22 protein-coding genes and 1 pseudogene are annotated in these 22,205 nt (G+C 71.8%); 7 read left to right on the top strand and 16 right to left on the bottom strand.

The features are described 5' to 3' along the window. The 6 genes from gltB to trpC all read right to left on the bottom strand — a co-directional run. Positions 1 to 4,036 (bottom strand): glutamate synthase large subunit (gltB, locus tag ACPOLA_RS05680; protein ID WP_435769424.1); only part of this gene is annotated, 4,036 nt, incomplete at its 3' end. A gap of 136 nt (positions 4,037 to 4,172) precedes the next feature. Further along, positions 4,173 to 5,165, bottom strand: coding sequence for a prolipoprotein diacylglyceryl transferase (lgt, locus tag ACPOLA_RS05675; protein ID WP_435769423.1), 993 nt, complete (start codon positions 5,163 to 5,165; stop codon positions 4,173 to 4,175). A 9-nt stretch (positions 5,166 to 5,174) separates the two neighbouring features. Beyond that, positions 5,175 to 5,783 carry an SCO family protein gene (locus tag ACPOLA_RS05670; RefSeq protein ID WP_435769422.1) on the bottom strand — a complete coding sequence of 203 codons (609 nt, stop codon included), beginning with the start codon at positions 5,781 to 5,783 and terminating at the stop codon, positions 5,175 to 5,177. After that, positions 5,776 to 6,597: a tryptophan synthase subunit alpha gene (gene trpA, locus ACPOLA_RS05665; protein ID WP_435769421.1), complete on the bottom strand. Its 822-nt coding sequence runs from the start codon at positions 6,595 to 6,597 to the stop codon at positions 5,776 to 5,778. Before trpA ends, ACPOLA_RS05670 begins: the two co-directional genes overlap by 8 nt. Further along, the gene (trpB, locus tag ACPOLA_RS05660; protein ID WP_435769420.1) at positions 6,594 to 7,844 is read right to left on the bottom strand and encodes a tryptophan synthase subunit beta; all 1,251 of its coding nucleotides are present in this window, start codon (positions 7,842 to 7,844) and stop codon (positions 6,594 to 6,596) included. The genes trpA and trpB overlap by 4 nt, the downstream gene beginning before the upstream one ends. After that, positions 7,841 to 8,656 (bottom strand): indole-3-glycerol phosphate synthase TrpC, encoded by an 816-nt coding sequence (gene trpC / locus ACPOLA_RS05655; RefSeq protein WP_435769419.1) that lies wholly within the window; start codon positions 8,654 to 8,656, stop codon positions 7,841 to 7,843. The genes trpB and trpC overlap by 4 nt, the downstream gene beginning before the upstream one ends. A gap of 139 nt (positions 8,657 to 8,795) precedes the next feature. Here trpC and ACPOLA_RS05650 point away from each other — a divergent pair, with 139 nt between their 5' ends. Next, positions 8,796 to 9,188 carry a DUF4190 domain-containing protein gene (locus tag ACPOLA_RS05650; protein WP_435769418.1) on the top strand — a complete coding sequence of 131 codons (393 nt, stop codon included), beginning with the start codon at positions 8,796 to 8,798 and terminating at the stop codon, positions 9,186 to 9,188. Between the two features lie 33 nt (positions 9,189 to 9,221). Here the strand turns inward: ACPOLA_RS05650 and ACPOLA_RS05645 are convergent, their stop codons facing one another. The 6 genes from ACPOLA_RS05645 to ACPOLA_RS05620 are packed head-to-tail and all read right to left on the bottom strand — an operon-like array spanning position 9,222 to position 14,485. After that, positions 9,222 to 9,659 carry a DUF2752 domain-containing protein gene (locus tag ACPOLA_RS05645; protein WP_435769417.1) on the bottom strand — a complete coding sequence of 146 codons (438 nt, stop codon included), beginning with the start codon at positions 9,657 to 9,659 and terminating at the stop codon, positions 9,222 to 9,224. Between the two features lie 4 nt (positions 9,660 to 9,663). Further along, a complete protein-coding gene (locus tag ACPOLA_RS05640; protein WP_435769416.1) occupies positions 9,664 to 9,864 on the bottom strand; it encodes an HGxxPAAW family protein in 201 nt (66 codons plus the stop codon). An 18-nt stretch (positions 9,865 to 9,882) separates the two neighbouring features. Beyond that, positions 9,883 to 10,545 carry a Trp biosynthesis-associated membrane protein gene (locus tag ACPOLA_RS05635; RefSeq protein ID WP_435769415.1) on the bottom strand — a complete coding sequence of 221 codons (663 nt, stop codon included), beginning with the start codon at positions 10,543 to 10,545 and terminating at the stop codon, positions 9,883 to 9,885. After that, positions 10,538 to 10,879 carry a phosphoribosyl-AMP cyclohydrolase gene (gene hisI, locus ACPOLA_RS05630; RefSeq protein WP_435769414.1) on the bottom strand — a complete coding sequence of 114 codons (342 nt, stop codon included), beginning with the start codon at positions 10,877 to 10,879 and terminating at the stop codon, positions 10,538 to 10,540. Before hisI ends, ACPOLA_RS05635 begins: the two co-directional genes overlap by 8 nt. 7 nt (positions 10,880 to 10,886) lie before the next feature. After that, complete coding sequence (locus ACPOLA_RS05625; protein WP_435769413.1) at positions 10,887 to 12,704, bottom strand: ABC transporter ATP-binding protein; 1,818 nt, start codon at positions 12,702 to 12,704, stop codon at positions 10,887 to 10,889. Continuing rightward, positions 12,701 to 14,485, bottom strand: coding sequence for an ABC transporter ATP-binding protein (locus ACPOLA_RS05620; protein ID WP_435769412.1), 1,785 nt, complete (start codon positions 14,483 to 14,485; stop codon positions 12,701 to 12,703). Before ACPOLA_RS05620 ends, ACPOLA_RS05625 begins: the two co-directional genes overlap by 4 nt. A gap of 142 nt (positions 14,486 to 14,627) precedes the next feature. Between ACPOLA_RS05620 and ACPOLA_RS05615 the strand changes: the two genes are divergently transcribed. After that, positions 14,628 to 15,191: a suppressor of fused domain protein gene (locus ACPOLA_RS05615; RefSeq protein WP_435769411.1), complete on the top strand. Its 564-nt coding sequence runs from the start codon at positions 14,628 to 14,630 to the stop codon at positions 15,189 to 15,191. On the opposite strand, the gene ACPOLA_RS05610 is transcribed toward ACPOLA_RS05615, so the two are convergent. Both ACPOLA_RS05610 and ACPOLA_RS05605 read right to left on the bottom strand, forming a co-directional pair. Further along, positions 15,161 to 15,640 carry an adenylyltransferase/cytidyltransferase family protein gene (locus ACPOLA_RS05610; protein WP_435769410.1) on the bottom strand — a complete coding sequence of 160 codons (480 nt, stop codon included), beginning with the start codon at positions 15,638 to 15,640 and terminating at the stop codon, positions 15,161 to 15,163. The two genes, ACPOLA_RS05615 and ACPOLA_RS05610, sit on opposite strands and share 31 nt — an antisense overlap. Before the next feature lie 94 nt (positions 15,641 to 15,734). Continuing rightward, positions 15,735 to 16,751: pseudogene (locus ACPOLA_RS05605) on the bottom strand (IS30 family transposase). Positions 16,752 to 16,881: 130 nt separating this feature from the next. Between ACPOLA_RS05605 and ACPOLA_RS05600 the strand changes: the two are divergent. Continuing rightward, the gene (locus ACPOLA_RS05600; protein ID WP_435769409.1) at positions 16,882 to 18,195 is read left to right on the top strand and encodes an HNH endonuclease signature motif containing protein; all 1,314 of its coding nucleotides are present in this window, start codon (positions 16,882 to 16,884) and stop codon (positions 18,193 to 18,195) included. 34 nt (positions 18,196 to 18,229) lie between these two features. On the opposite strand, the gene ACPOLA_RS05595 is transcribed toward ACPOLA_RS05600, so the two are convergent. Further along, positions 18,230 to 18,625 (bottom strand): hypothetical protein, encoded by a 396-nt coding sequence (locus ACPOLA_RS05595; RefSeq protein ID WP_435769408.1) that lies wholly within the window; start codon positions 18,623 to 18,625, stop codon positions 18,230 to 18,232. Positions 18,626 to 19,032: 407 nt separating this feature from the next. Here ACPOLA_RS05595 and ACPOLA_RS05590 point away from each other — a divergent pair, with 407 nt between their 5' ends. The 4 genes from ACPOLA_RS05590 to ACPOLA_RS05575 all read left to right on the top strand — a co-directional run bounded on the left by ACPOLA_RS05590 (position 19,033) and on the right by ACPOLA_RS05575 (position 21,755). Next, on the top strand, positions 19,033 to 19,329 hold the full coding sequence (locus tag ACPOLA_RS05590) for a putative quinol monooxygenase (RefSeq protein ID WP_435769407.1): 297 nt from the start codon (positions 19,033 to 19,035) through the stop codon (positions 19,327 to 19,329). Positions 19,330 to 19,449: 120 nt separating this feature from the next. After that, a complete protein-coding gene (locus ACPOLA_RS05585) occupies positions 19,450 to 19,923 on the top strand; it encodes an RrF2 family transcriptional regulator (protein WP_435769406.1) in 474 nt (157 codons plus the stop codon). Positions 19,924 to 19,999: 76 nt separating this feature from the next. Beyond that, a complete protein-coding gene (locus ACPOLA_RS05580) occupies positions 20,000 to 20,431 on the top strand; it encodes a carboxymuconolactone decarboxylase family protein (protein WP_435769405.1) in 432 nt (143 codons plus the stop codon). A 16-nt stretch (positions 20,432 to 20,447) separates the two neighbouring features. Beyond that, the gene (locus ACPOLA_RS05575) at positions 20,448 to 21,755 is read left to right on the top strand and encodes an FAD-binding oxidoreductase (RefSeq protein ID WP_435769404.1); all 1,308 of its coding nucleotides are present in this window, start codon (positions 20,448 to 20,450) and stop codon (positions 21,753 to 21,755) included. 21 nt (positions 21,756 to 21,776) lie between these two features. Here ACPOLA_RS05575 and ACPOLA_RS05570 read toward each other — a convergent pair whose 3' ends face one another. Continuing rightward, positions 21,777 to 22,205, bottom strand: coding sequence for a VOC family protein (locus tag ACPOLA_RS05570; protein WP_435769403.1), 429 nt, complete (start codon positions 22,203 to 22,205; stop codon positions 21,777 to 21,779).

The following is a 22,205-nucleotide window of genomic DNA, read 5'->3' as shown; positions in this document are numbered from 1 at the left end:
CGGGCCGGATCGCGATCCGGCCGCCGGAGAGACCCTTGCCGACGTAGTCGTTGGCGTCGCCCTCGAGCCGGAGCGTGATGCCGCGCGGCACGAACGCACCGAACGACTGACCCGCCGACCCGAGGAACGTCAGGTCGATCGTGCCGTCCGGGAGTCCCTCGCCGCCGTACCTCTTGGTGACCTCGTGGCCGAGGATCGTGCCGACGGTGCGGTTGACGTTGCGGATCTGCAGCTGCGCGCGGACCGGCTCGCCGTGCTCGAGCGCCGGCGTCGCCAGCGGCACGATCTCGGTGACGTCCAGCGACCGGTCCAGGGCGTGGTCCTGCTCCTTGGTGCAGCGGACGTCCTGGTCGGGGAAGTGCGTCTCCGACACCTCCACCTTGTGCAGGATCGGCGACAGGTCCAGGCCGGCCGCCTTCCAGTGGTCGACGGCCTCGACGGTGTCGAGCGCCTGCACCTGGCCGACGGCCTCGTCGATGCTGCGGAAGCCGAGCTCGGCGAGCAGCTCGCGAACCTCCTGCGCGATGAACTCGAAGAAGTTCACGACGTACTCGGCCTTGCCGTTGAACCGGGAGCGCAGCACCGGGTTCTGCGTCGCCACGCCCACCGGGCAGGTGTCGAGGTGGCAGACCCGCATCAGGATGCAGCCGGAGACCACCAGGGGTGCGGTCGCGAAGCCGAACTCCTCCGCACCCAGCAGCGCCGCGATGACCACGTCCCGCCCGGTCTTGAGCTGTCCGTCGGTCTGCACCACGATCCGGTCGCGGAGGCCGTTGAGCAGCAGCGTCTGCTGCGTCTCGGCGAGACCCAGCTCCCAGGGGCCGCCCGCGTGCTTCAGCGAGGTGAGCGGGGACGCACCCGTGCCGCCATCGTGACCGGACACCAGGACCACGTCGGCGTGCGCCTTCGACACGCCGGCCGCCACGGTGCCGACACCGACCTCGGAGACCAGCTTCACGTGGACGCGGGCCGACGGGTTGGCGTTCTTGAGGTCGTGGATCAGCTGCGCCAGGTCCTCGATCGAGTAGATGTCGTGGTGCGGCGGCGGGCTGATCAGGCCCACACCGGGCGTGGAGTGCCGGGTCTTGGCGACCCAGGGGTACACCTTGTTGCCCGGGAGCTGGCCGCCCTCGCCGGGCTTTGCGCCCTGCGCCATCTTGATCTGGATGTCGTCGGCGTTGGTGAGGTACTCGCTCGTGACGCCGAACCGGCCGGAGGCGACCTGCTTGATCGAGCTGCGGCGCTCGGGGTCGTAGAGCCGGTCGGGGTCCTCGCCGCCCTCACCGGTGTTGGACTTGGCGCCCAGCCGGTTCATCGCGATGGCCAGCGTCTCGTGGGCCTCCCGCGAGATGGAGCCGTAGGACATCGCACCGGTGGAGAAGCGCTTGACGATCTCCGAGACGGGCTCCACCTCGTCGACGGGGATCGGCTGACGGCCCAGGGCACCCGGGTCCTTGAACCGGAACAGCCCGCGGAGCGTCATCAGCCGCTCGGCCTGCTCGTCGACCGCCCGGGTGTACTGCTTGAAGATGTCGTAGCGACCCGTGCGGGTGGAGTGCTGCAGCCGGAACACCGTCTCGGGGTTGAACAGGTGCGGCTCGCCCTCACGCCGCCACTGGTACTCGCCACCGATCTCGAGCTCCCGGTGGGCCGGCGCGATCCCGGCGGGCGGGTAGGCCTTGGCGTGACGCGCGGCGACCTCGTGGGCCACCACGTCGAGGTCGACGCCGCCGAGCTTGGAGGTCGTGCCCGTGAAGTACCTGTCGACCACCGCCTGGGACAGGCCGATGCACTCGAAGATCTGCGCGCCCGTGTACGACGCCACGGTGCTCACGCCGATCTTGGACATCACCTTCACGACGCCCTTGCCGAGCGCCTTGATCAGGTTGCGCACCGCCTGCTCGGGGTCGGTCTTGACGTAGTAGCCCTCGCGGGCGAGGTCCTCGACGGTCTCCATCGCGAGGTAGGGGTTCACCGCGGCCGCGCCGTAGCCCACCAGCAGTGCCACGTGGTGGACCTCGCGGACGTCACCGGCCTCGACGAGGAGGCCGACCTGGGTGCGGGTCTTCTCGCGCACCAGGTGGTGGTGGACCGCACCGGTCAGCAGCAGCGACGGGATCGGAGCCAGCTCGGCGGTGGAGTGCCGGTCCGAGAGCACGATGATCCGGGCGCCGGCGGCGATCGCGGCGCTGACCTCGGCACAGATCTCGTCGATCCGGGCCGCCATCGCCGCTCCCCCGCCCTCGACCGGGTAGAGACCGCGCGACACGTGGGTGACGAAGCCCGGGTGGTCGCCGTCGCGGTTGATGTGGCGGATCTTGGCCAGGTCGTCGTTGGAGATGACGGGGAAGGGCAGCACGACCTGACGGCAGGACGCGGGAGCCGGCTCCAGCAGGTTGGACTCCGGGCCGATCGAGCCGTTGAGCGAGGTGACGAGCTCCTCGCGGATGGCGTCGAGCGGCGGGTTCGTCACCTGGGCGAAGAGCTGGCTGAAGTAGTCGAACAGCAGCCGCGGCTTGTCGCTCAGCGCCGCGATGGGGGTGTCGGTGCCCATGGAGCCGATCGGCTCCCCACCGGTGTTGGCCATCGGCGTGAGCAGCACCCGCAGCTCCTCCTCGGTGTAGCCGAAGATCTGCTGGCGGCGGGTGACGGAGGCGTGCGTGTGCACGATGTGCTCGCGCTCGGGGATGTCGTCGAGGTGGATCATCCCGGCGTGGAGCCACTCCCCGTAGGGGTGCTCGTCGGCGAGCTGCTCCTTGATCTCCTCGTCCTCGACGATCCGGTGCTCCTCGGTGTCGACGAGGAACATGCGGCCCGGCTGCAGCCGGCCCTTGCGCACGACCTTGGCGGGGTCGAGGTCGAGCACGCCGACCTCGGAGGCGAGGACCACGAGGCCGTCGTCGGTGACCCAGAACCGCGAGGGACGCAGGCCGTTGCGGTCGAGCACGGCGCCGATCTGGGTGCCGTCGGTGAACACCACGCAGGCCGGCCCGTCCCACGGCTCCATCATCGTGGAGTGGAAGCGGTAGAAGTCGCGCCGCTTCTCGTCCATCTCGCCGTGGTTCTCCCACGCCTCGGGGATCATCATCAGCACCGCGTGCGGGAGGCTGCGCCCACCCATGTGGAGCAGCTCGAGGACCTCGTCGAACGAGGCGGAGTCCGAGGCCCCGGGGGTGCAGATGGGGAACAGCCGCTCGAGGTCGCCGGGGATCACCTCGGAGTCGAGCAGCGCCTCCCGCGCCCGCATCCAGTTGCGGTTGCCCATCACCGTGTTGATCTCGCCGTTGTGCGCGATGAACCGGAACGGGTGGGACAGCGGCCAGCTCGGGAAGGTGTTGGTCGAGAAGCGGGAGTGGACCACCGCCAGCGCGGAGGCCATCCGCTCGTCGAGCAGGTCGGGGTAGAAGTGGTCGAGCTGGTCGGTGGTCAGCATGCCCTTGTAGGCGAGCGTGCGGGACGACAGCGACGGGAAGTATACGTCGGTCTCGCGCTCGGCCCGCTTGCGCAGGCAGAAGGCGAGACGCTCCAGCGCCATGCCGGTGACCGGCTCCGCGGCGAAGGGGTTCGCCTGCACGAACAGCTGGGTGAAGGTCGGCATCACGCTCAGCGCCATGGTGCCGAGCACGCCCGGCTCGACGGGGACCTCGCGCCAGCCGAGGACCGAGAGGCCCTCCTCCGCCGCGATCTCCTCGATCCGGCCGCGGGTCTTGGCGACCTGCTCCTCGTCGCCGGGCAGGAAGGCGGTGCCGACGGCGTAGCCGCCGGCGGCCGGCAGCTCGAACCCGGCGTCCGCCGCCACGTCGCGGAGGAACGCGTCGGGGACCTGCATCAGGATGCCGGCGCCGTCGCCGGAGTTCTGCTCGGCACCGGCTGCGCCGCGGTGGTCGAGGTTGCGAAGGGCCGTCAGGGCCTTCACCACGATGTCGTGGCTGGCCTCACCGGTCAGCGTCGCGACGAAGGCGACGCCACAGGCGTCGTGCTCGTGACGCGGGTCGTAGAGACCCTCCGGCGGCGGGAACGCGTGCGTGTAGGGCACCAGGGTTCTCCCGTCGACTACGTCTGCGACCGCTCCGGTGACCGGACGGACCGCAGAAGGTGGGGCGCAAGGGACAGCACTGGCCCACGCGGCGGAAGCCTCAGGTTACCACCCTGTGAACCGGCTCCGCCCCATCTCAGTCGCTGGTGGACGCCTCGTCGGTCACATCCGCGGCGTCCCGGCTCTCCGTCGGGCTCGCCTCGTCGTCCGGCGCAGCCTCCTCCGCGGGCTCCCGCCCGTCGACGTACACGCTCTCCTCGCGGCCGGGCCGGTGCCGTCGGGACCACCAGAAGTACACCGCGGCGGCGACGAACAGCACGATCGAGGTCCACACGTTGAACCGGAGGCCGAGCACGTCGTCGAGCTGGACGTCGTCGATCCGGATGTACTCGATCCAGCCGCGGCCGAGCGTGTACGCCATGACGTACGCCGCCATCACCCGGCCGTGGCCGAGCCGGAACCGGCGGTCGAGCCAGATGATCAGCGCGAAGGCCGCGAGGTTCCACAGGCACTCGTAGAGGAAGGTGGGGTGGAAGGTCGCCACCTCCGGCGGCACCCCTCCGTTGGCCGCCACGGCGTCCCGGTAGTCCTGGCTGGCGAGGTAGGCGCTGCTGAAGTGGTCCTGGTCGATCTCCAGCGCCCACGGCAGGTCGGTGGGGCGACCGTAGAGCTCCTGGTTGAACCAGTTGCCCCAGCGGCCGATCGCCTGGGCGACGAGCAGGCCCGGGGCGACGGCGTCCATCAGCGGCAGGATCCGGATCCCCTTGCGGCGGCAGCCCAGCCAGGCCCCGACCGCGCCGAGCGCGACACCGCCCCAGATGCCGAGGCCGCCCTGCCAGACGTAGAGCGCCTCGACCGGGTCGCCGCCCTCACCGAAGTAGCGCTTCCAGTCGGTGGCCACGTGGTAGAGCCGCGCACCGACGAGACCGAAGGGGACCGCCCACACCGCGATGTCCTGGACGTCGCCGACGGTGCCGCCCCGCACCTGCCAGCGCCGCTCCCCGATCCAGATGGCGGCGACGATGCCGAGGATGATGCACAGCGCGTAGCCGCGCAGCGGGAACGGACCGAGCTCCCACACGCTCTGCGAGGGGCTCGGGATGGTGGCGGCGATCAGCTGCAGCGGCACGGCGGAGTCCTAGTCCTCGTTGAGCAGGGTGCGGATGTCGGCGGCGAACTCGGTGCTCGACGTCTCCTGGTTCCAGAGGACCACGGCCTCGTCGTCCTCGTCGATGCCGAGGGTGAAGGTCGAGTGGCCGCCCAGGTCGTAGCCGCCACTGGGGAGCTTCTTGCCGTCGTTGACGTAGATGGCCAGCGGGTCGCCGACCTCGACGATCGTCTCGAGGTCGCCGGTCAGCCCGATGAACGCGGGGTCGTAGCCGTCGAGGTAGCGCCGCAGCGTCCTGCGGTCGTCGCGCGCGGGGTCGGTGGTCACGAAGACCACGTCGACCTTCTCGCGCTCGTCCTCGTCGAGCCGGTTCATCGCTGCCGCGATGTTGTTCATGACGAGGGGGCAGTAGTCGGGGCACCGGGTGTAGCCGAAGAACACCAGGGTCAGCGGCTCGTCGGTGTCGGCGGCCAGGGAGAAGGGCTCCCCCGCGGTGTCGGTCAGCGGGATGTCCGGCGCCTGGTAGGGCTGCTGCACGCGGGTGCCGGAGAAGGTCTCCGGGTCCGCTGTCGTGCACGCGGCCGCGAGCAGGCCGAGCACCGCGCCCATCAGGACCGCGATCGGGCGGCGACTAGGCACGCGCTCCCCCGGCTGCCCCCTGGGCGAGGTCTTCGGTGAGCGCGGCCAGGGCAGCGAGCCCGGCCGCCCGGTCACCCGGGTGGTCCAGCAGCGTGCGCACGAACGCCGACCCCACGATCACGCCGTCGGCGTACGACGCCACCTCGGCCGCCTGGGCGCCGCTGCTCACGCCGATGCCCACGCCGACCGGGAGCTTCGTGGTGGCGCGGGCGCGGGCGACCAGCGGGCCGGCCAGCTCGCTGGACGTGGTGCGGGCACCGGTCACCCCCATCACCGCCGCGGCGTAGACGAACCCTCGGCACGCCGCCGTCGTCATCGCGATCCGCTCGTCGGTGGAGGAGGGCGCGACCAGGAAGACCTTGTCCAGGCCGCGGGCGTCGGCGGCGGCACTCCACTCCGGGGCGAAGTCGGGGGTGAGGTCCGGCGTGATCAGGCCGGCGCCGCCGGCGTCGTACAGGTCCTGCGCGAAGCGCTCGACGCCGTAGCGCTCGACCGGGTTCCAGTAGGTCATGACGAGGGTCGGGGTGCCGGTGGCGGCGACCGCCTCGACCGTGCGCAGCACGTCGGCGGTCCGGACGCCACCGTCGAGCGCCTGCTGGGCGGCGGTCTGGATGGTGGGTCCGTCCATGACGGGGTCGCTGTAGGGCAGGCCGATCTCGATCACGTCGCAGCCGGCGTCGACCATCGTCCTCAGCGCGGCGATCGCGCCGTCGACGTCGGGGAAGCCGGCGGGGAGGTAGCCGACGAGCGCGGCGCGGTCCTCGCCGCGGGCCTTCTCGAACGCGGCGCCGCTGGGGCTGCTGGAGGTGCTCATCCCTCGACCCCCTCGCCCGGCGGCTGGTCGGCCGGGCCGGCCCTGCCGAGCCCGAAGTGCTCCAGCGCGGTGCCCATGTCCTTGTCGCCGCGGCCGGACAGGTTGACCAGGATCGTCTCGCCGGGGCGCTCCTCGGCGAGGCGCAGCGCGCCGGCGACGGCGTGCGCGGACTCGATCGCCGGGATGATGCCCTCGGTGCGGGCGAGCAGCGCCATCGCGTCCATCGCCTCGGTGTCCGTCACCGGGAGGTACGACGCCCGGCCGGTCGCGGCGAGGTGCGCGTGCTGCGGGCCGACACCGGGGTAGTCCAGGCCGGCGGAGATGGAGTGCGACTCCACCGTCTGGCCGTCCTCGTCCTGCAGGACGTAGGTGCGGGCGCCGTGGAGCACCCCGACGCTGCCGGCGAAGATGGTCGCGGCGTGGCGCCCGGTCTCGACGCCGTCGCCCCCGGGCTCGAACCCGTAGATGGCGACCTCCGGGTCGTCGACGAAGCCGGCGAACAGGCCGATCGCGTTGGACCCGCCGCCCACGCACGCGGCGATCGCGTCGGGCAGCCGGCCGGTCAGGTCGAGGCACTGGCGGCGGGCCTCGTCGCCGATGCCGCGGACGAACGACAGCACCAGGCTCGGGAACGGGTGCGGGCCCGCGGCGGTGCCGAACAGGTAGGCGGTGTGGTCGACGCTGGCGACCCAGTCGCGCAGCGCCTCGTTGATCGCGTCCTTGAGGGTGCGGGAGCCGCTCTTGACCGGCACCACCTCGGTGCCCAGCAGCTGCATCCGGGCGACGTTGAGCGCCTGGCGCTCGGTGTCGACCTCGCCCATGTAGACGGTGCAGTCGAGGCCGAGGTAGGCCGCCGCGGTGGCGGCCGCGACGCCGTGCTGGCCGGCCCCGGTCTCGGCGATCACCCGGGTCTTGCCCATCCGCTTGGTCAGCAAGGCCTGGCCGAGCACGTTGCGGATCTTGTGGGCACCGGTGTGGTTGAGGTCCTCGCGCTTGAGCAGGATCCGCGCGCCGGCCCGCTCGGAGAGCCGCCGGGCGTCGTACAGCATGCTCGGGACGCCGGCGTAGTTCTGCAGCAGCTGGTCGAACTCGTGGGTGAAGGTCGGGTCGAGCATCGCCTTCTGCCAGGCGGTGTCGAGCTCGTCGAGGGCGGCGATCAGGGCCTCCGGCATGAACCGGCCGCCGAAGGCGCCCGGCCCGCCGAACCAGCCCAGCTCGTCGGCGTCGTAGCGGCTCGCCGGGGTCATCGGGTCAGTCCCGTCATCGCGGCGACCGCGGCCCGCGGCGCCCCGTCCTTGACCAGCGCCTCACCCACCAGGACCGCCCGGGCGCCCTCGTCGACGTAGCGCTGGACGTCGGCCGGGCCGGTGACGCCCGACTCGGCGACCAGCACCCGGTCGTCGGGGATCTGCGGAGCGAGCCGGCCGAAGACGTCGGCGTCGACCGCGAGGGTCTTCAGGTTGCGGGCGTTGACCCCGACCAGCTCCGCCCCGAGGTCGACGGCGCGCTCGGCCTCGGCCTCGTCGTGCACCTCGACGAGCACGGTGAGACCCAGCTCGCGAGCGGTGTCGTGGAGCCGGCGCAGCTGGTCGCCGGGCAGGCTGGCGACGATCAGCAGCGCCAGGTCGGCGCCGGCCGCGCGGGCCTCCAGGAGCTGGTAGTCGGTGACGATGAAGTCCTTGCGCAGCAGCGGGACGTCGACCGCGGCCCGAACCGCGCGCAGGTCGTCGAGGCTGCCACCGAACCGGCGGCGCTCGGTCAGCACGCTGATCGCCGCTGCGCCGCCCGCGGCGTACTCGACCGCCAGGGCGGCCGGGTCCGGGATGTCGGCGAGGTCGCCCTTGCTCGGGCTCCTCCGCTTGACCTCGGCGATCACCGACGAACCGGCGGCCCGCAGCTGCGGCATCGGGTCGAGCGCCGGCGCCACGTCGGCCAGCGCGGCCCGCAGGTCGGCCTCCGGGACCTCGGCCTGGCGGATCGCGAGGTCCTCGCGGACCCCGGCGACGATCTCGTCGAGCACCGTGGCCCGGGCGGTCTGAGGGGCCTGGGGGGCCGACATGCCGCCTCCGTAACGTCTGGACAACCGCCGGCGACTCTCGCCAGCAGGTGGTGTCGAGTCTCCCATGCGGCCGTTAGGGTGCCTCACACCGCCCGAAACTCGGTCGGGCAACAGCCAAGCGACAGAAGGGTCTTTCACCGTGAGCTATTCCAACGAGCCCCCCAACTACGGGACTCCTCCGCCGCCCCCGGGCGGCTACGGCGGCGGCCAGGGCGGGTACGGCGGCGGCCAGGGCGGCTACGGCGACCAGGGCGGCTACGGCGGCGCCCAGCCGCAGCAGACCTCGGTGATGGCGATCATCTCGCTGGTCACCGGAATCCTCGGCGTGCTGTGCTGCGGGTCGCTGATCTTCAGCGTCGCCGCGATCATCCTCGGCTACCTCGGCAAGAAGGAGACCGACTCCGGCCAGAAGAGCGGCGGCGGCATGGCGCTCGCCGGCCTGATCCTCGGCGGCGTGGGCGTCGTGCTCAGCATCATCTGGATCATCCTGTGGATCACCACCGGGAGCTTCAACTTCTACAGCGACATCTGACCACCACCGGCAGCAACCGCACGGTCGGCGGGGTCAGGGCGCGAGCCAGGACCCCGCCGCTGTGTTTCTCAGCGCGGTGAACACCACCATCGCGCCGACCAGGGCGAGCATCCCCACCGTCACCGCCCGGTCGGACGGCTGCCAGCGCCGACCCGACCAGCGGCCCGCCGCCCACAGCCAGAACACCACCGCGAGCACCGGGATCGCGGCGACGAAGAGCAGGTTGCTCGACGCGGCGTCGGCGAAGCGCAGGTTGGTCAGGTCGTTGACCGCCCGGAGACCGCCGCAGCCCGGACAGTCGAAGCCGACGGCGGCCAGCGGACAGAGTCCCCAGGAGCCCTGCTCGTGCGGGTCGCGCAGGTGCAGCGCCAGGGTCGCGGCGCCGAGACCGCCGGCCACCAGCGCGGGCGGCACCATCCGCCGCCAGCGAGGCTTCTCGCTGCGGGCGACGGGCGGGGCCGCGAGCGTCACGGGATCAGTGGCCGGAGCTGTGGAGCCCCAGCTTGGCGAGCACGGCGAACACCACGGCGCTGCCGACGACCAGCGCGCAGCCGATCCAGAACAACGCCCAGTTCAACGGGGAGGTCGACATGCCGATCGCACCGACCACGAAGCCGACCAGGGCGACCAGGACGGCGGTCCAGGCAGCGGGGGTGTTGCCGTGGTTGTCGGCCATGTGTAGTGAGCTCCTCGTTCAGGCGGGCGGATCGGGCTCGATTCTAGGGCGTCGCCGTTCGGTGGGATCGGTGCCCTCGTCCAGCGACTTCCACAGGTCCAGGTTGGACTGCTCCTCCGGCTCCTGATCGGCACCTGCGGCCGCCTCCCGGTCGGTCACCGCACCGCCCGTCGGGGCGTCGTACCGGGTGCCCATCTCGGGCCAGCCGGGCGTGAACCGGATCGCGGCGGCGGCGGCCGCTACGGCGAGCAGCGAGGCCGCCAGGGCGACCCAGAACCACACCGTGCGCTCGACCGGCACCGCGCCCCCGCCGAGCCCGATCCGCGCGGCGAGGTCCGCCGCGGCGTCCTCGTGCTGCACGAACCCGCCGACCGCGACCACGGCCAGCATCCCGGCAGCGGCGACGGCGGCGAGCACCGCGACGACCCTGCGGAACAGTCCCCGGGTCACCAGCAGCACGCCCCAGCAGGCGAGCGCGACGAGTGCCAGCGCGCCCGCCAGCGGGAACTCGACCCGGTTGAAGTCGTCACCGGTGTAGGCGGACGCGCCGATCGCGCGGAGGTGCTCCTCCGACACCCGGAGCATGGCGCGGTGCCCCGCGACCGCACCGAAGCCGCTGGCCGCCAGGCCGAGCAGCACGACCGGCCCGAAGGTGCGGCGGGCGGCCGGCGGCTCAGCCACCGAGCAGCCCGTCGTCGAAGCAGGTGCGGGTGCCGGTGTGGCAGGCGACGCCGACCTGGTCGACCTTGACCAGCAGCGTGTCACCGTCGCAGTCGACCCGGACCTCCCGGACGTGCTGGGGGTTGCCGGAGGTCTCCCCCTTGACCCAGTACTCCCCGCGGGAGCGGCTCCAGTACGTCGCGCGCCCCGTGGTGAGCGTGCGGTGCAGCGCCTCGTGGTCCATCCACGCCAGCATCAGCACCTCGCCGGTGTCGTGCTGCTGGACCACCGCGGGCAGCAGCCCGTCGGGGGTGCGCCGCAGGCGCTCGGCGATGGCGGGGTCGAGGGAGGTCACCGGCCCATTATCGCCTGCCCTGCTGGGCGACCCAGGACGCGTGCAGCCGGGCGTACGGCGCGTCGGGCTGGCCGAGCAGCTCGGCGTGCGGTCCGTGCTGCACGATCCGCCCGCGGTCGACGACGACGACCACGTCGGCGGCCTCGGCGGTGGAGAGCCGGTGGGCGATGGTGACCGACGTCCGACCGCTCATCAGCCGCTCCAGCGCCCGGGCGATGCGGGTCTCGAGCTGCGGATCGACCGCACTGGTGGCCTCGTCGAGCACCAGCAGGTCGGGGTCGGCGAGCTGCGCGCGGAGGAGCGCGACCAGCTGCCGCTCGCCTGCCGACAGCGACTCCCCGCGCTGGCCCACCCTGGTGTGCACCCCGTCGGGCAGGCCGGCCAGCCAGTCGCCGAGCCCGATCTCCTCGGCCGCGTCGCGGATCTCCTGCTCGGTCGCCCCGAGACGCCCGTAGCGGACGTTGGCGGCCAGGGTGTCGTCGAAGAGGAAGCCCTCCTGCGGCACCAGCACCACGCTGCTGCGCAGCCACGTCTCGGCGATCTCGCGCAGGTCGACCCCGTCGAGCAGGACCCGGCCCCGGCCCGGGTCCATCAGCCGCGTCAGCAGCTTCGCGATCGTCGACTTGCCCGACCCCGTCTCGCCGACCACGGCGACGCGCTGGCCGGCCGGGATCTCGAGGTCGATGTCGCGGAGCACCTCGGCACCGCCGGGATAGGCGAACGACACGCCGTCGAACCGGACGTCGATCGCCCCCTTCGGCAGGGTGCGGCCGCCCGGACCCGGGTCGACGAGGTCGGCGGGCGTCTCCAGGATGCCGATCACCCGCCGCCAGCCGGCGATGGCGTTCTGCGCGTCGGTGAGGATCTGGGTGCCCATCTGCACCGGCCCGACGAAGAGGGTGACGAGGAACGCGAAGGCGAGCACCTCGCCGGCGGTGATGCCGCCGCCCCAGAGGTAGCCCTGGCCGAGCCAGATCCCGACGATCAGCACCGCCGCGTTGGCGAGCCCGGCGGAGATGCCGCCGAGGCTGAACGAGAACGCGGTGAAGCCCTGAGCGCGGGTGCTCGCGGCCCGGTGCCGGTCGACCGCGGTGTCGATCCGCTCCTGGGTGCGCGCCTCGATCGCGTAGGACTTCACCACCGCCGCCCCGACCACCGGCTCGGAGACCGCCGACAGCAGGTGGCCGACCTGGCGTCGTACGGTGCCGTAGGCGGCGGACAGCTTGCGCTGGAAGTAGCGCAGGCTCAGGAACAGCGGGGCGAAGCAGAGCCACACCACCAGGGCCAGCTGCCAGCTGTAGACGAGCATCACGATCGTCGCGATGAGCACCTGGCCGATGCTCACCACGAACAGCAGGCCGCCGAAGACGAGGAACTGGCTGACCTGGTCGACGTCGCTGGTCACCCGGGAGACGAGCGCGCCGCGACGCTCGGTGTTCTGGGTCAGCAGCGGCAGGTCGTGCACGTGCCGGAAGGCCTTGACGCGCAGGGTCGCCAGGCCGCGCTCGGCGGTGGAGAACAGCCGCGCGGTCATGGCGTACGACGCCCAGCTGGTCACCACGATGGCCGCTCCGGCCAGGACCGCCATCCAGGCCGTGAAGGTCGCGTCCGGGCCGTCGGGGCCACGCAGGCCGTGGTCGATGGTCTGCTGCACCGCGATCGGCACCACGACCTGGCCGACGGAGGCGAGCACCGCGAGGAGCAGGGTGCGACCGATGCCCTCGACGAGCTCGGGCGAGTGGCGGATGCCGCGGCGGATGGTGTCCCAGGCACCGATGTCCTCGCCGGTGCTCATCAGGGTCTGCTCGGGGGCGGCCGTGCTCATCGGGTCACCACCTCGGGCTCGTCGGCCTCGTAGGCGTTGACCAGGCGGGCGTAGTCGGCGTTGCGCGCGACCAGCTCCTCGTGCGGGCCGCGGTCGGCGATCACGCCGTCGACGAGGTACAGCACCTCGTCGGCGAGCCCGATCGTCGCCTTCCGGTAGGCGACGACGACGAGCGTCGTGTCGGTCTCCCCCAGTCCGGCCAGGATCCGGGCCTCGACCTCCGGGTCGACGGCGGACGTGGCGTCGTCCAGGACCAGCAGCCGCGGCCTGCGCGCGAGGGCGCGCGCGAGCGCGATCCGCTGCCGCTGGCCACCGGACAGCGACGTGCCGCGCTCACCCAGCCGGGTGTCCAGGCCGTGCGACAGTGCCGCGACGAACCCGTCGGCCTGGGCGGTGCGGAGCGCCTCCCACACCTCGGCGTCGGGGATGTCGGCTCCGAGGGTGACGTTGCCGCGCACCGTGTCGTCGAACAGGAAGGCGGTCTGCGGCACGACGGCGAGCGTCTCGGCCAGCGCGCCGTGGCGCAGGTCGCGCACGTCGGTGCCGTCGACCCGGATGACGCCGTCCTCCACGTCCACGAGGCGGGCCAGCAGCGTGGTGAGCGTGCTCTTGCCGGAGGCGGTGGCGCCGACGAGCGCGACGGTCCGTCCCGGCTCCACCGTGAAGGTGAGGTCGCGCAGGAGCGGCCGGTCGGGGGTGTAGCCGAACGCCGCGTGGGCCACCTCGAGCCGCGCGCCGCGGCCGGCGTCGGGCGGCGCCGGGCTGTCGCCGTACTCCATCGCGCCGCGGGCGCGCAGGACCGCCGAGACCCGGCGGTAGCCGACGACGCTGCGCGGGAAGTCGCCGAGCAGCCAGCCGATCGACCTGATCGGGAAGGACACCACGGTGAGCAGGTAGGCGACGGTGACCACGTCGCCGGCGACCGACGCGCCGCTCACGACGCGCTGCACGCCCAGCACCAGGACGACGAGCACCGCCAGGTTGGGCAGCGCCGCGAGCGTGGGGTCGAAGGCGGCGCGGATCCGGCCGACCTTGATGTTGGCCTCCCGCAGCTCGGCCGCCTTGGCGCGGAACCGCGCCGTCTCCTCCGGCTCGCGCCCGAGGGTCTTGACGACCAGCGCGCCGTCGAAGGACTCGTGGGCGATCTCGCTGAGCTCGGCGCGGAGCTGCTGGGCGCGGGTCGCCCAGCCCTGGGCGAGCCGCTGGTAGACGACGTTGGTGCCGATGACGAGCGGGAAGACGAGCAGGCCGACGGTCGCGAGGGCGAGGTCGACGACCAGCATCTGGATGACGGCGATCACCATCATCGCGACGGTGCCCACGGCCATCGGCAGCGGCGCGATCGGCCCCCACGCAGCCTCCACGTCGGCGTTGGCGTTGGACAGCAGCTCGCCGGTGGGATGCCGCTGGTGCCACTCGAGGGGCAGGCGGAGGTACTGGCGGGTGACGGCGCGGCGGCTGTGCGCCTGCATGCGGTACTGCATGACGCCGGCGCCGAGCCGGCGCGCGACGATGCCGACCGCACGGAGGATGGCGACCCCCAGGAACAGGCCGAGCACCGCCCACAGCAGCCCCGCCCCGATCTCGCCGTCGCGGAAGGCAGGGAGGACGACGTGGTCGGTCGACCAGCCCAGCACCCAGGCGTCGGCGACGGTGAGGGCACCGAAGAGGAGGCTGCCGACCGTGGAGAGGGTGAAGATCACCGGCTCGCGCTTGATCGCCACCCAGAGGACGCCGAACCCCGCGGAGGTCGTGCCGCGTGCCGTGCTGTCCGTGCTCAAGTCGCTCCCTGCGCTTCCCCGTGGTTCTCGCCCAGCCTGCACGCTGTGCGCGCCGCTCGCGACGCAATAAGCGCCAACCGTGCGAGAGTGGCCGTCTATTCCAAAGACCGCAAAACCACGGCGCACGACCACAGGGGGAGTCATGGCGGACGACCGCAGTCGCGAGGAGCTGTTCCTGGGCCACCTCGACCGGCTCACCGGCGGCGCCGAGCCGCAGTTCGCGTCGGTGGAGTCGACGACGCCGGACCTGCCGGGGGTCACCGCGATCGCGTACGACGACCTTCCCGAGCCCGGCCACTTGGTAGGCATCACCTACGGCCTCTCGCTGGCCGAGCACGAGGCCTGGCTCTACGGCAAGCCGGAGCTGTGCATCTGCGTGCGGTCCGAGGACCGGCGCTGGGCGCTCGCCGTCGCCTACCTGGCCGAGGTGCTGCGCGGTCGCGCGCCGTTCTCCTACGGCGACCTGCTCGAGCTCGGCGAGCCGATCTCCCCGGAGTCGGAGATGGACGGCTTCGTGGTCTTCGCGCCGGCCGTCCTCGAGGAGGCCGACGCGGCGATCGACCTGGGCGAGGAGCTGCCGGTGCACCTGATGGGCGTGTACCCGACGTACGAGAGCGAGCGCACGTTCATCGACGAGCAGGGGCTCGAGGCGTTCTGGAAGCTCGACTGGGACCCCTACGACGTGACCCGCCCGCCCGCGGCCTGACGGCCGCCTCCGGACGACCACGCGTCAAGGACCCGCCGGATGATGGCGGTGGTCGAGATCTCCGTCGTGCGAGGGACGAGCTCCAGCTTCCCGGCGGCGAGGGCTGCGCCGTACACGGCTTCGGCGGCCGGCGGGGCCAGGTCGTCGCCGTGGACCACGACGTCGATGGCGTGCTGGGCCAGGAACTCCTCGTCGACCTGGAACGGTGCGTCGGCGATGACCTCGTCGACGTATCGACAGGCGGCGACCACGGCGACCCGCTCGGCGAGGCTCATGATGGGCCGCCGCTTGTAGGCTTCCGCCGTCTCGTCGCCCAGGACGCCGACCAGGAGCCAGCTGCCGCGGGCGCTGGCGGCCTGGAGCAGCTCCACGTGCCCCGCGTGGAACAGGTCGGCGACCATGTCGACGTAGACCCGCGGACCATCCGATGCCGGTGTCAGAGCATCCATGCCGACTGATCATTCCCCAGATCAGGTGACCCTTCAGCCGGAGGCGGATTCAGGCGGTGGTCGCACCGGGTGGTCCTGTTCGCCCCGACAGTAGCTAGTCCAGGGCTTCGGCGGGTGCGCCAGTCGAAAGGCTTTCGGGGACGGTTGTTGAGCTCGGCGGCGATCTGATCGAGCATCCCGGGCCCGTAGAAGGACAGGTCCGAGATTGGCCATCTCGCTGCCCTGGTCCCAGGTCAGCGTGCGGCGAAGTTGATCGGGCAAGGTCGCCATCTTCGCGACCATCTCCTGCACGACGTCGGCGGTGTGCGATCCGGGCAGGTGGAGCAGCATCACGAAGCGGGTGGTCCGCTCAACCAAGGTTCTCACCGCGGTGCCCGGCGTGCCGAGGATCAGGTCACCTTCCCGATGGCCGGGGCACGGCCCGGTCCTCGACCTCGGCCGGCCGTTCGCTGATCGGCACCATCCCGCGCAGCCGTCCACGGCGTTGGTCCTCCTTGCAGTGGGGCTTACGGATGCTGCGGCCGGTGCGCAGGTGCTGCACGAGTTCTCGTTTGAGCGCACCGCGACTCTGCACGTACAGCGCTTGGTAGATGGTCTCGTGTGACACCCACATCTCCGGTTCGTCGGGGAAGTCGATTCGCAGCCGGCGAGCGATCTGCTCGGGACTGTGGTTCTCCTTCAGACGATCCTGCACCTCGTTCCTGAGTGGGGTGTTGGCGGCCAGCTTGGACGGCTTCGGACGCCGCAGTTCACGGTCAGCATCAGCCTGCGCGACCGAGGGAATGTAGCGACGAGCGCAGTAACGGTCCTTGCCGCTGTAGTGGTACTTCAACCGGCGCAGCTCGCGGCTGATAGTCGATGGGCTTCGGCGCAGAGCGCGCGATGGCGCGCACGCCCTGTCCTTCGGCGCGTAGCAGTCCGATGTGCTCACGTTCGGCGAAGCTAAGGCATCGGCTCCGCTCATGGGTCCCCGCTCGAGGCATCACCCCACCACGCTGCTGAAGAGCTTGCTGGTCACCGCCTGTGACACGCCGATGATCTCGCCGACGGTGTCCCTTGAGCATCCTGTCCGGATCGCCGTCCAGAACTTCGCGACCTGCTCTGCCGGCATGGCCGGCTTGCCACGCCTGACTTCTTCCACAATGCCCTCCAGGCCCGGGATCAGGTGTTGCGATCACCGCGAGAACTCGAGGGGCGACGCCTGTCGCGTTTGTGTCGGAGGCTGGTGCTGGAATTGCTTCATGACGCCGGCACTGCAGGACATGACCGAGGACCAGCTCCTCGAGCATGCCGAGGACTGCCACCGGCGGGAGCGCGAGGCGGCGGTCGAGAAGCTGCGGATCGCCTACCAGTGGGCTGTGCTGCACAACCCGGAGCGGCTGGGCGCCGACACCGACAAGCCCGGCCGGCTCAAGGCGAGGCGACTGGGCGGCGCAGGCACGCCGATGGTCACCGAGACCGCAGCTGCGAGGCTCGGCGCCCGGCTGGGCCTGTCGCTGTACGCCGCGCAGGGCCTGATCGCCGACGCCCTCGACATCTACCTGCGCCACCCCCAGCTCGCCGAGCGGGTCGAGGCACTGGAGGTCAGGGCGTCCTACGCCCGCCACGTCGTGGCGCAGACCCGCGACCTGACCGCCGAGGAAGCCGCCTTCGTCGACCACGAGGTCACCGAGTCCGCCGACGGCCGCATCCCGTGGTCCCGCTTCGAGTTGCTGGTCAGGGCGAAGGTTGCTGCGGCGGCCCCAGAGCTGACCCGGCGTCGCGAGGAGGAGGCAGCCAGGGCCACGTTCGCCAAGAAGTGCCGTGGCGAGGGCCATGGGATGGCTACGTTCATGGTGCGGGCCGACGTCGCCACCATCGACCTGCTCGACGCCGCCGTCGGCGCCGCGGCCGGGAGGCTCGCCGCGTCCATGCCCGAGGCCACCGACGACGAGCGACGCGTCCACGCCGTCCGCCTGCTCTCCAACCCCGGCGCCGAGGGCGCCGCAGCGGACCTCCACGACCTCTCCCCTGCCGTGCAGCTCTACGTGCACGTCTTCCCCGGCGGTGACGGGATCGCCCGTCTCGAGGGCCACGGGCCCGTCACGGAGGCCTGGATCAGTCGCGTCCTCGGGCCGCGGTGCCGGTTCCGGATCACCCCGGTCCTCGACATCGCCGGCCAGGCGCCCGTCGACGCCTACGAGATCCCGGCCCGGCACCGCACCGCGGTCCGGATCCTGGCCCCGGCCGACATCTTCCCGTTCGCCGCCAACACCACCCGGGCCACGGAGATCGACCACACCATCGCCTGGTCCGACGGCGGCCCTTCCGCCATCGGCAACTACGGGCCGATGACCCGCCGCCACCACCGGATCAAGACCCACGACACATGGGACGTCAAGCAGCCCTATCCCGGCATCTACCTGTGGCGAGATCCCCACGGGGGCTACTTCCTCGTCGACCACACCGGCACCCGACGCCTCGGCAACAGCGATCCCGACCCGCCACCCGACGGTCACCTCAGCCCCAGCGAGATCGCCTTCACCCGGCTCGCCCTGGAGTACCACGCAGCCTGATCGTCGAACCGCTGTCGTGTCGCGTCCGTTCTGATCAGCCGATGCTGCGGCGATGCGCGAGGCGAAGGGCTGTCATCACCCTCCCGCTGGGCAGGGGCGTGGCGAGGCCGGCAGTTTCTGCAATGGTGACGGTCGTGAAACGCCCCGCACTGCACATCTGGCCCGACATCGCCTGAGGATCCGACTCGCTCGGCCACAGGTTGATCGTCGACGTCGTACCTACGGGCTCTCCCTGAAGTTCGAGGATCTTGGAGAACGCCGAACACGCCTCCGTCGCTGTCAGGGCACGCCCCGCTTCGAAGGTCTCGCGAATCTGCTGCAGGGTCTGCTCCCCGTCGGCATCCAGAGCCGGGCCTGCGTCCTCCATCATCCGAACGAGTTCAGGTAGCCCCTGCGCCCAGTCTTCGGCGGACAGCGATCCGACCTGCACGAAGCCTGCATCGGTGGGCCACTGGCATGCCGGTAACCCGCCTACGAGTTCGGGCCTCGCCTTCCCGACGGGGCTACCCGCGAAGGCTGCCAGTTCTTCGGCGGACAGCAGATCACAGGAGTCCGTATCCGCCGTCGCAGTCGTCTGCGTCGTGGCCGATTCCGTCCTCGGGGACGAAGGTGAGGACGAGTCGGAAGAACCCGAGGAGCACCCGCCTGCCAGTAGGGCGGCGGAGACAAGCGCGACTGCGGCACGCATGAGCTGGATGCTTGCACATTTCGAACGCAATGCTTGGCCGGATCGATTCGGCCGCGGCCACTCACGATGAGCCGACTGCTCGCGATCCGATGAGTCCAGTCCTCCGCACCGGTCCAGAAGAGAGCGACACCCGAGGCAGGAGGACCAGCATGATCATCGTCGCGGGCTCGCTCACCGTCGCTGCCGATGAGCGGCAACGCTACCTGGACGCCGTCGAGCAGGTGACGAGGGAGGCGCGGCGGGCGCCGGGATGTCTGGACTTCGTGCAGTCCGCTGACCTCGTCGAGCCGACCCGGATCGTCATCTACGAGCGGTGGTCGTCGGAGGAGGACCTTCACCGGTTCCGCAGCGCCGGGGACCCGGCGAAAGCGGCGCCGGCCGAGCTGCCGCAGGTCGTGGCGGCCGACGTCGCGAAGTACCGGGTCGCCGCCGTCGAGGCTCCGTGAGGGCCGATCCACCGGCCACGCGCGCGGCCGTATCCGCCCGGGGCCTCGCGTGATGGCCTTGCGCCACGTCGTTAACTGGATATGATGTGTCCGGTTTCACTGAGAGGAGTGCCCGTGCGGATGAGCGAGGGCGTCGAGTGGGCGGCGCACGTCTGCCTGCTCCTCCACTGGCTGCAGGCCGACGACCCGACCCCGGTGCCGGTCGCCCGACTGGCGGAGGCCTACGACCTTCCGGCGCCCTACCTCGTCAAGCAGGTGCAGGCGCTCACCCGGGCAGGGATCACCGAGTCGGTGGCCGGCAAGAACGGCGGCGTACGACTGGCTCGCTCGCCGGAGCAGATCACGCTGATGGACGTCGTCGCCGCCATCGAGGGCCCCGACGACGCCTTCGTGTGCACCGAGATCCGGCAGAACGGGATGAACGCCGGGCGCCCTGCGCGCGACTTCGCCCGCCCCTGCTCGATCGCTCACGCCATGCGGCAGGCCGAGCTGGCCTGGCGGCGCCACCTCGCCGCGACCAGCATCGCCGACCTCTCCGCCGATGTGGGCCCCGGCGTCCACGCCGACGCCCGGCGCCACTTCGCCCGGGCCTGACACCGGCACGTCCCCACGCGCGCCGACGAACCGCCAAAACTGGACATCCGATATCCACGACAACGAAGGAGACGCCATGACCCGCCCCACCCTGCACGAGGCAGCACCGGAGACCGCTCGGCTCGTGCTCACCCTGGACAAGCGGATGCGCACCTCGCTCGGCCCGGTCCTCTACGACCTGGTCAAGCTACGCGCGTCCCAGATCAACGGCTGCGCCTACTGCGTCGACATGCACGCCACCGACCTGGAGCGGCAGGGCGTGCCCGGCCGGACCGTGCACGGAGTCGCGGCGTGGCAGGAGAGCCCCTTCTTCGACGCCGAGCAGCGCGTCGCGCTCGCCTTCACCGAGATCCTGACCGCGGGTGTCGGTGCGGTCGACGACGCTCTGTGGGAGGAGGCCGGGCGCCTGCTCGGCGAGGAGCGCCGCGCCGACCTGGTCGCGGCGGTCGGCGTGATCGGCCTCTGGAACCGCGTCAGCATCACCTCCCACGTCCAGCCCACCCCCTGAAACCGAAGGGCCCCCGATGAACGCGCTGCTCCAACGGCTCCGTCCGACCATGGCGGGCCGCCTCCACACCGCGGACGACGCAGACCTGGCCGACCACGCCCGACCGTGGAACCTGGCGGTCCGCCAGTCCGTCCTCGCGGTGGCCGAGCCGATGTCGGTCGACGAGGTGGTCGCCCTGGTGCGCGCCGCACGCGACGCGGGCCTGGTGCTCGCTCCGCAGGCGAGCGGTCACGGGGCGAGCGGCAACACCGCCGACACCGTCCTGGTCCGCACCCACCGGATGCGCGCCGTGACCGTCGACCCGGTTCGACGGACCGCGGTCGTCGGCGCCGGCACGTCGTGGGGCGAGGTGCAGGCCGCTGCGGCGCGCCACGGCCTCACCGGCCTGCCCGGCAGCTCGCCGGTCGTCACCGTGACCGGCTACACCCTCGGCGGCGGGCTGAGCTGGTTCGGGCGCCGGCACGGCTGGGCCTCCGACGGCGTGGTCGCGATCGAGGTCGTCGACGCCACGGGCACGGTGCGCCGCGTCACCGCGGACAGCGAGCCGGAGCTCTTCTGGGCACTTCGTGGGGGCGGCGGCGACTACGCCTTCGTCACCAGCCTCGAGATCACCCTGCACCCGGCTTCCGAGCTCCACGGCGGCCGGATGACGTGGCCCGTCGCCGCCGCTGCCGACGTCCTCGCCACCTTCCGCGAGGTCGCGGCGCACGCGCCGCGCGAGCTGACCACGTGGTTCGAGCTGCTCCACTTCCCCGGCTCGGAGCCGATGGTCGCGGTGGACGCCACCTACCTCGGCGCCGAGGCGGAGGCACGCGCGCTGCTGGCGCCGTACGACGCGATCGCGGGGCGCTTCGCCGACAGCCGCCGGCGGTTGGGGGTCGACGAGATCGGCACGATCACCGCCGAGCCGACCGACCCGGCCCCGGGTGCGTCCCGGGGTGAGCTGCTGCGGGTGCTCGACGACGAGGCTGCCACGGCGCTGCTGAAGGACCCGATCGCTCCGCTGCTCACCGTCCAGGTGCGCCACCTCGGCGGAGCCCTCGCCGAGCCGTCCGACGGTCCGCACGGCGCGCTCGAGGAGCCGTTCGCGCTCTACCTGTTCGGGATCCCCGGCTCGCCCGAGGCGGCCGCCGCGGTCCGCGCCCGCCAGGCCGACCTCGTCCACGCGCTCGGCGACCGGGTCACCGGTCGCAAGCCGTTCAGCCTCCTCACCCCGGGCGACACGCCGGCCGCCGCGTTCCCCGCGGCGACCCTCGAGCGGCTCCGGGCCGTCAAGCGACGGTGGGACCCCACCGCGCTGTTCCGGAGCAACTACCCGGTCTGACCGCGACGCGGCTCGCGAGCCTCAGTCGAAGTCGGCGGCCGAGTACTCGCGAGGCTCGACGAGCACCATCCAGTTGCCGCTGTTGTCGCGGACGACGGCTTCGACGCCGTAGGGGCGCTCGGCCGGCTCCTGGACGAACTGCACGCCCTGGGCACGCAGCTCCTCGCACGTCTTGCGGCAGTCGTCCACGTTGAGTCCCAGGCCGTGCATGCCGCCCTCGTCGAGCGCCCGGTTGATCGCCTCCACCATCTGCGGGGAGTGCGGCGGGCCGGGGACGGTGAGGTTCACCTGCAGCTCCGGCTGGCTCGGGTGGACGACCGTGCACCAGCGGTAGCCGTCCCCGAGGCTGATGTCGTCCTTCTCCTGGAATCCCAGGACGTCGACGTAGAAGCGCTTCGACGCATCCACGTCCTTGACGAAGACGCTCGTGATGCTGATGTTCGTGATCAT

Source organism: Nocardioides proteolyticus, from assembly GCF_051280635.3.
Classification (GTDB): Bacteria; Actinomycetota; Actinomycetes; order Propionibacteriales; family Nocardioidaceae; genus Nocardioides.
This window is presented reverse-complemented; position numbering and strand designations above follow the sequence as displayed.

Bases quoted from the DNA above. Each gene is read 5' to 3' on its own strand.
- trpA (WP_435769421.1), bottom strand. From the start codon at position 6,597: ATGAGCACCTCCAGCAGCCCCAGCGGCGCCGCGTTCGAGAAGGCCCGC.
- trpB (WP_435769420.1), bottom strand. From the start codon at position 7,844: ATGACCCCGGCGAGCCGCTACGACGCCGACGAGCTGGGCTGGTTCGGC.
- trpC (WP_435769419.1), bottom strand. From the start codon at position 8,656: ATGTCGGCCCCCCAGGCCCCTCAGACCGCCCGGGCCACGGTGCTCGAC.
- ACPOLA_RS05640 (WP_435769416.1), bottom strand. From the start codon at position 9,864: ATGGCCGACAACCACGGCAACACCCCCGCTGCCTGGACCGCCGTCCTG.
- ACPOLA_RS05625 (WP_435769413.1), bottom strand. From the start codon at position 12,704: ATGAGCACGGCCGCCCCCGAGCAGACCCTGATGAGCACCGGCGAGGAC.
- ACPOLA_RS05615 (WP_435769411.1), top strand. From the start codon at position 14,628: ATGGCGGACGACCGCAGTCGCGAGGAGCTGTTCCTGGGCCACCTCGAC.
- ACPOLA_RS05610 (WP_435769410.1), bottom strand. From the start codon at position 15,640: ATGGATGCTCTGACACCGGCATCGGATGGTCCGCGGGTCTACGTCGAC.
- ACPOLA_RS05600 (WP_435769409.1), top strand. From the start codon at position 16,882: ATGACGCCGGCACTGCAGGACATGACCGAGGACCAGCTCCTCGAGCAT.
- ACPOLA_RS05590 (WP_435769407.1), top strand. From the start codon at position 19,033: ATGATCATCGTCGCGGGCTCGCTCACCGTCGCTGCCGATGAGCGGCAA.
- ACPOLA_RS05585 (WP_435769406.1), top strand. From the start codon at position 19,450: ATGAGCGAGGGCGTCGAGTGGGCGGCGCACGTCTGCCTGCTCCTCCAC.
- ACPOLA_RS05580 (WP_435769405.1), top strand. From the start codon at position 20,000: ATGACCCGCCCCACCCTGCACGAGGCAGCACCGGAGACCGCTCGGCTC.
- ACPOLA_RS05575 (WP_435769404.1), top strand. From the start codon at position 20,448: ATGAACGCGCTGCTCCAACGGCTCCGTCCGACCATGGCGGGCCGCCTC.
- ACPOLA_RS05570 (WP_435769403.1), bottom strand. From the start codon at position 22,205: ATGATCACGAACATCAGCATCACGAGCGTCTTCGTCAAGGACGTGGAT.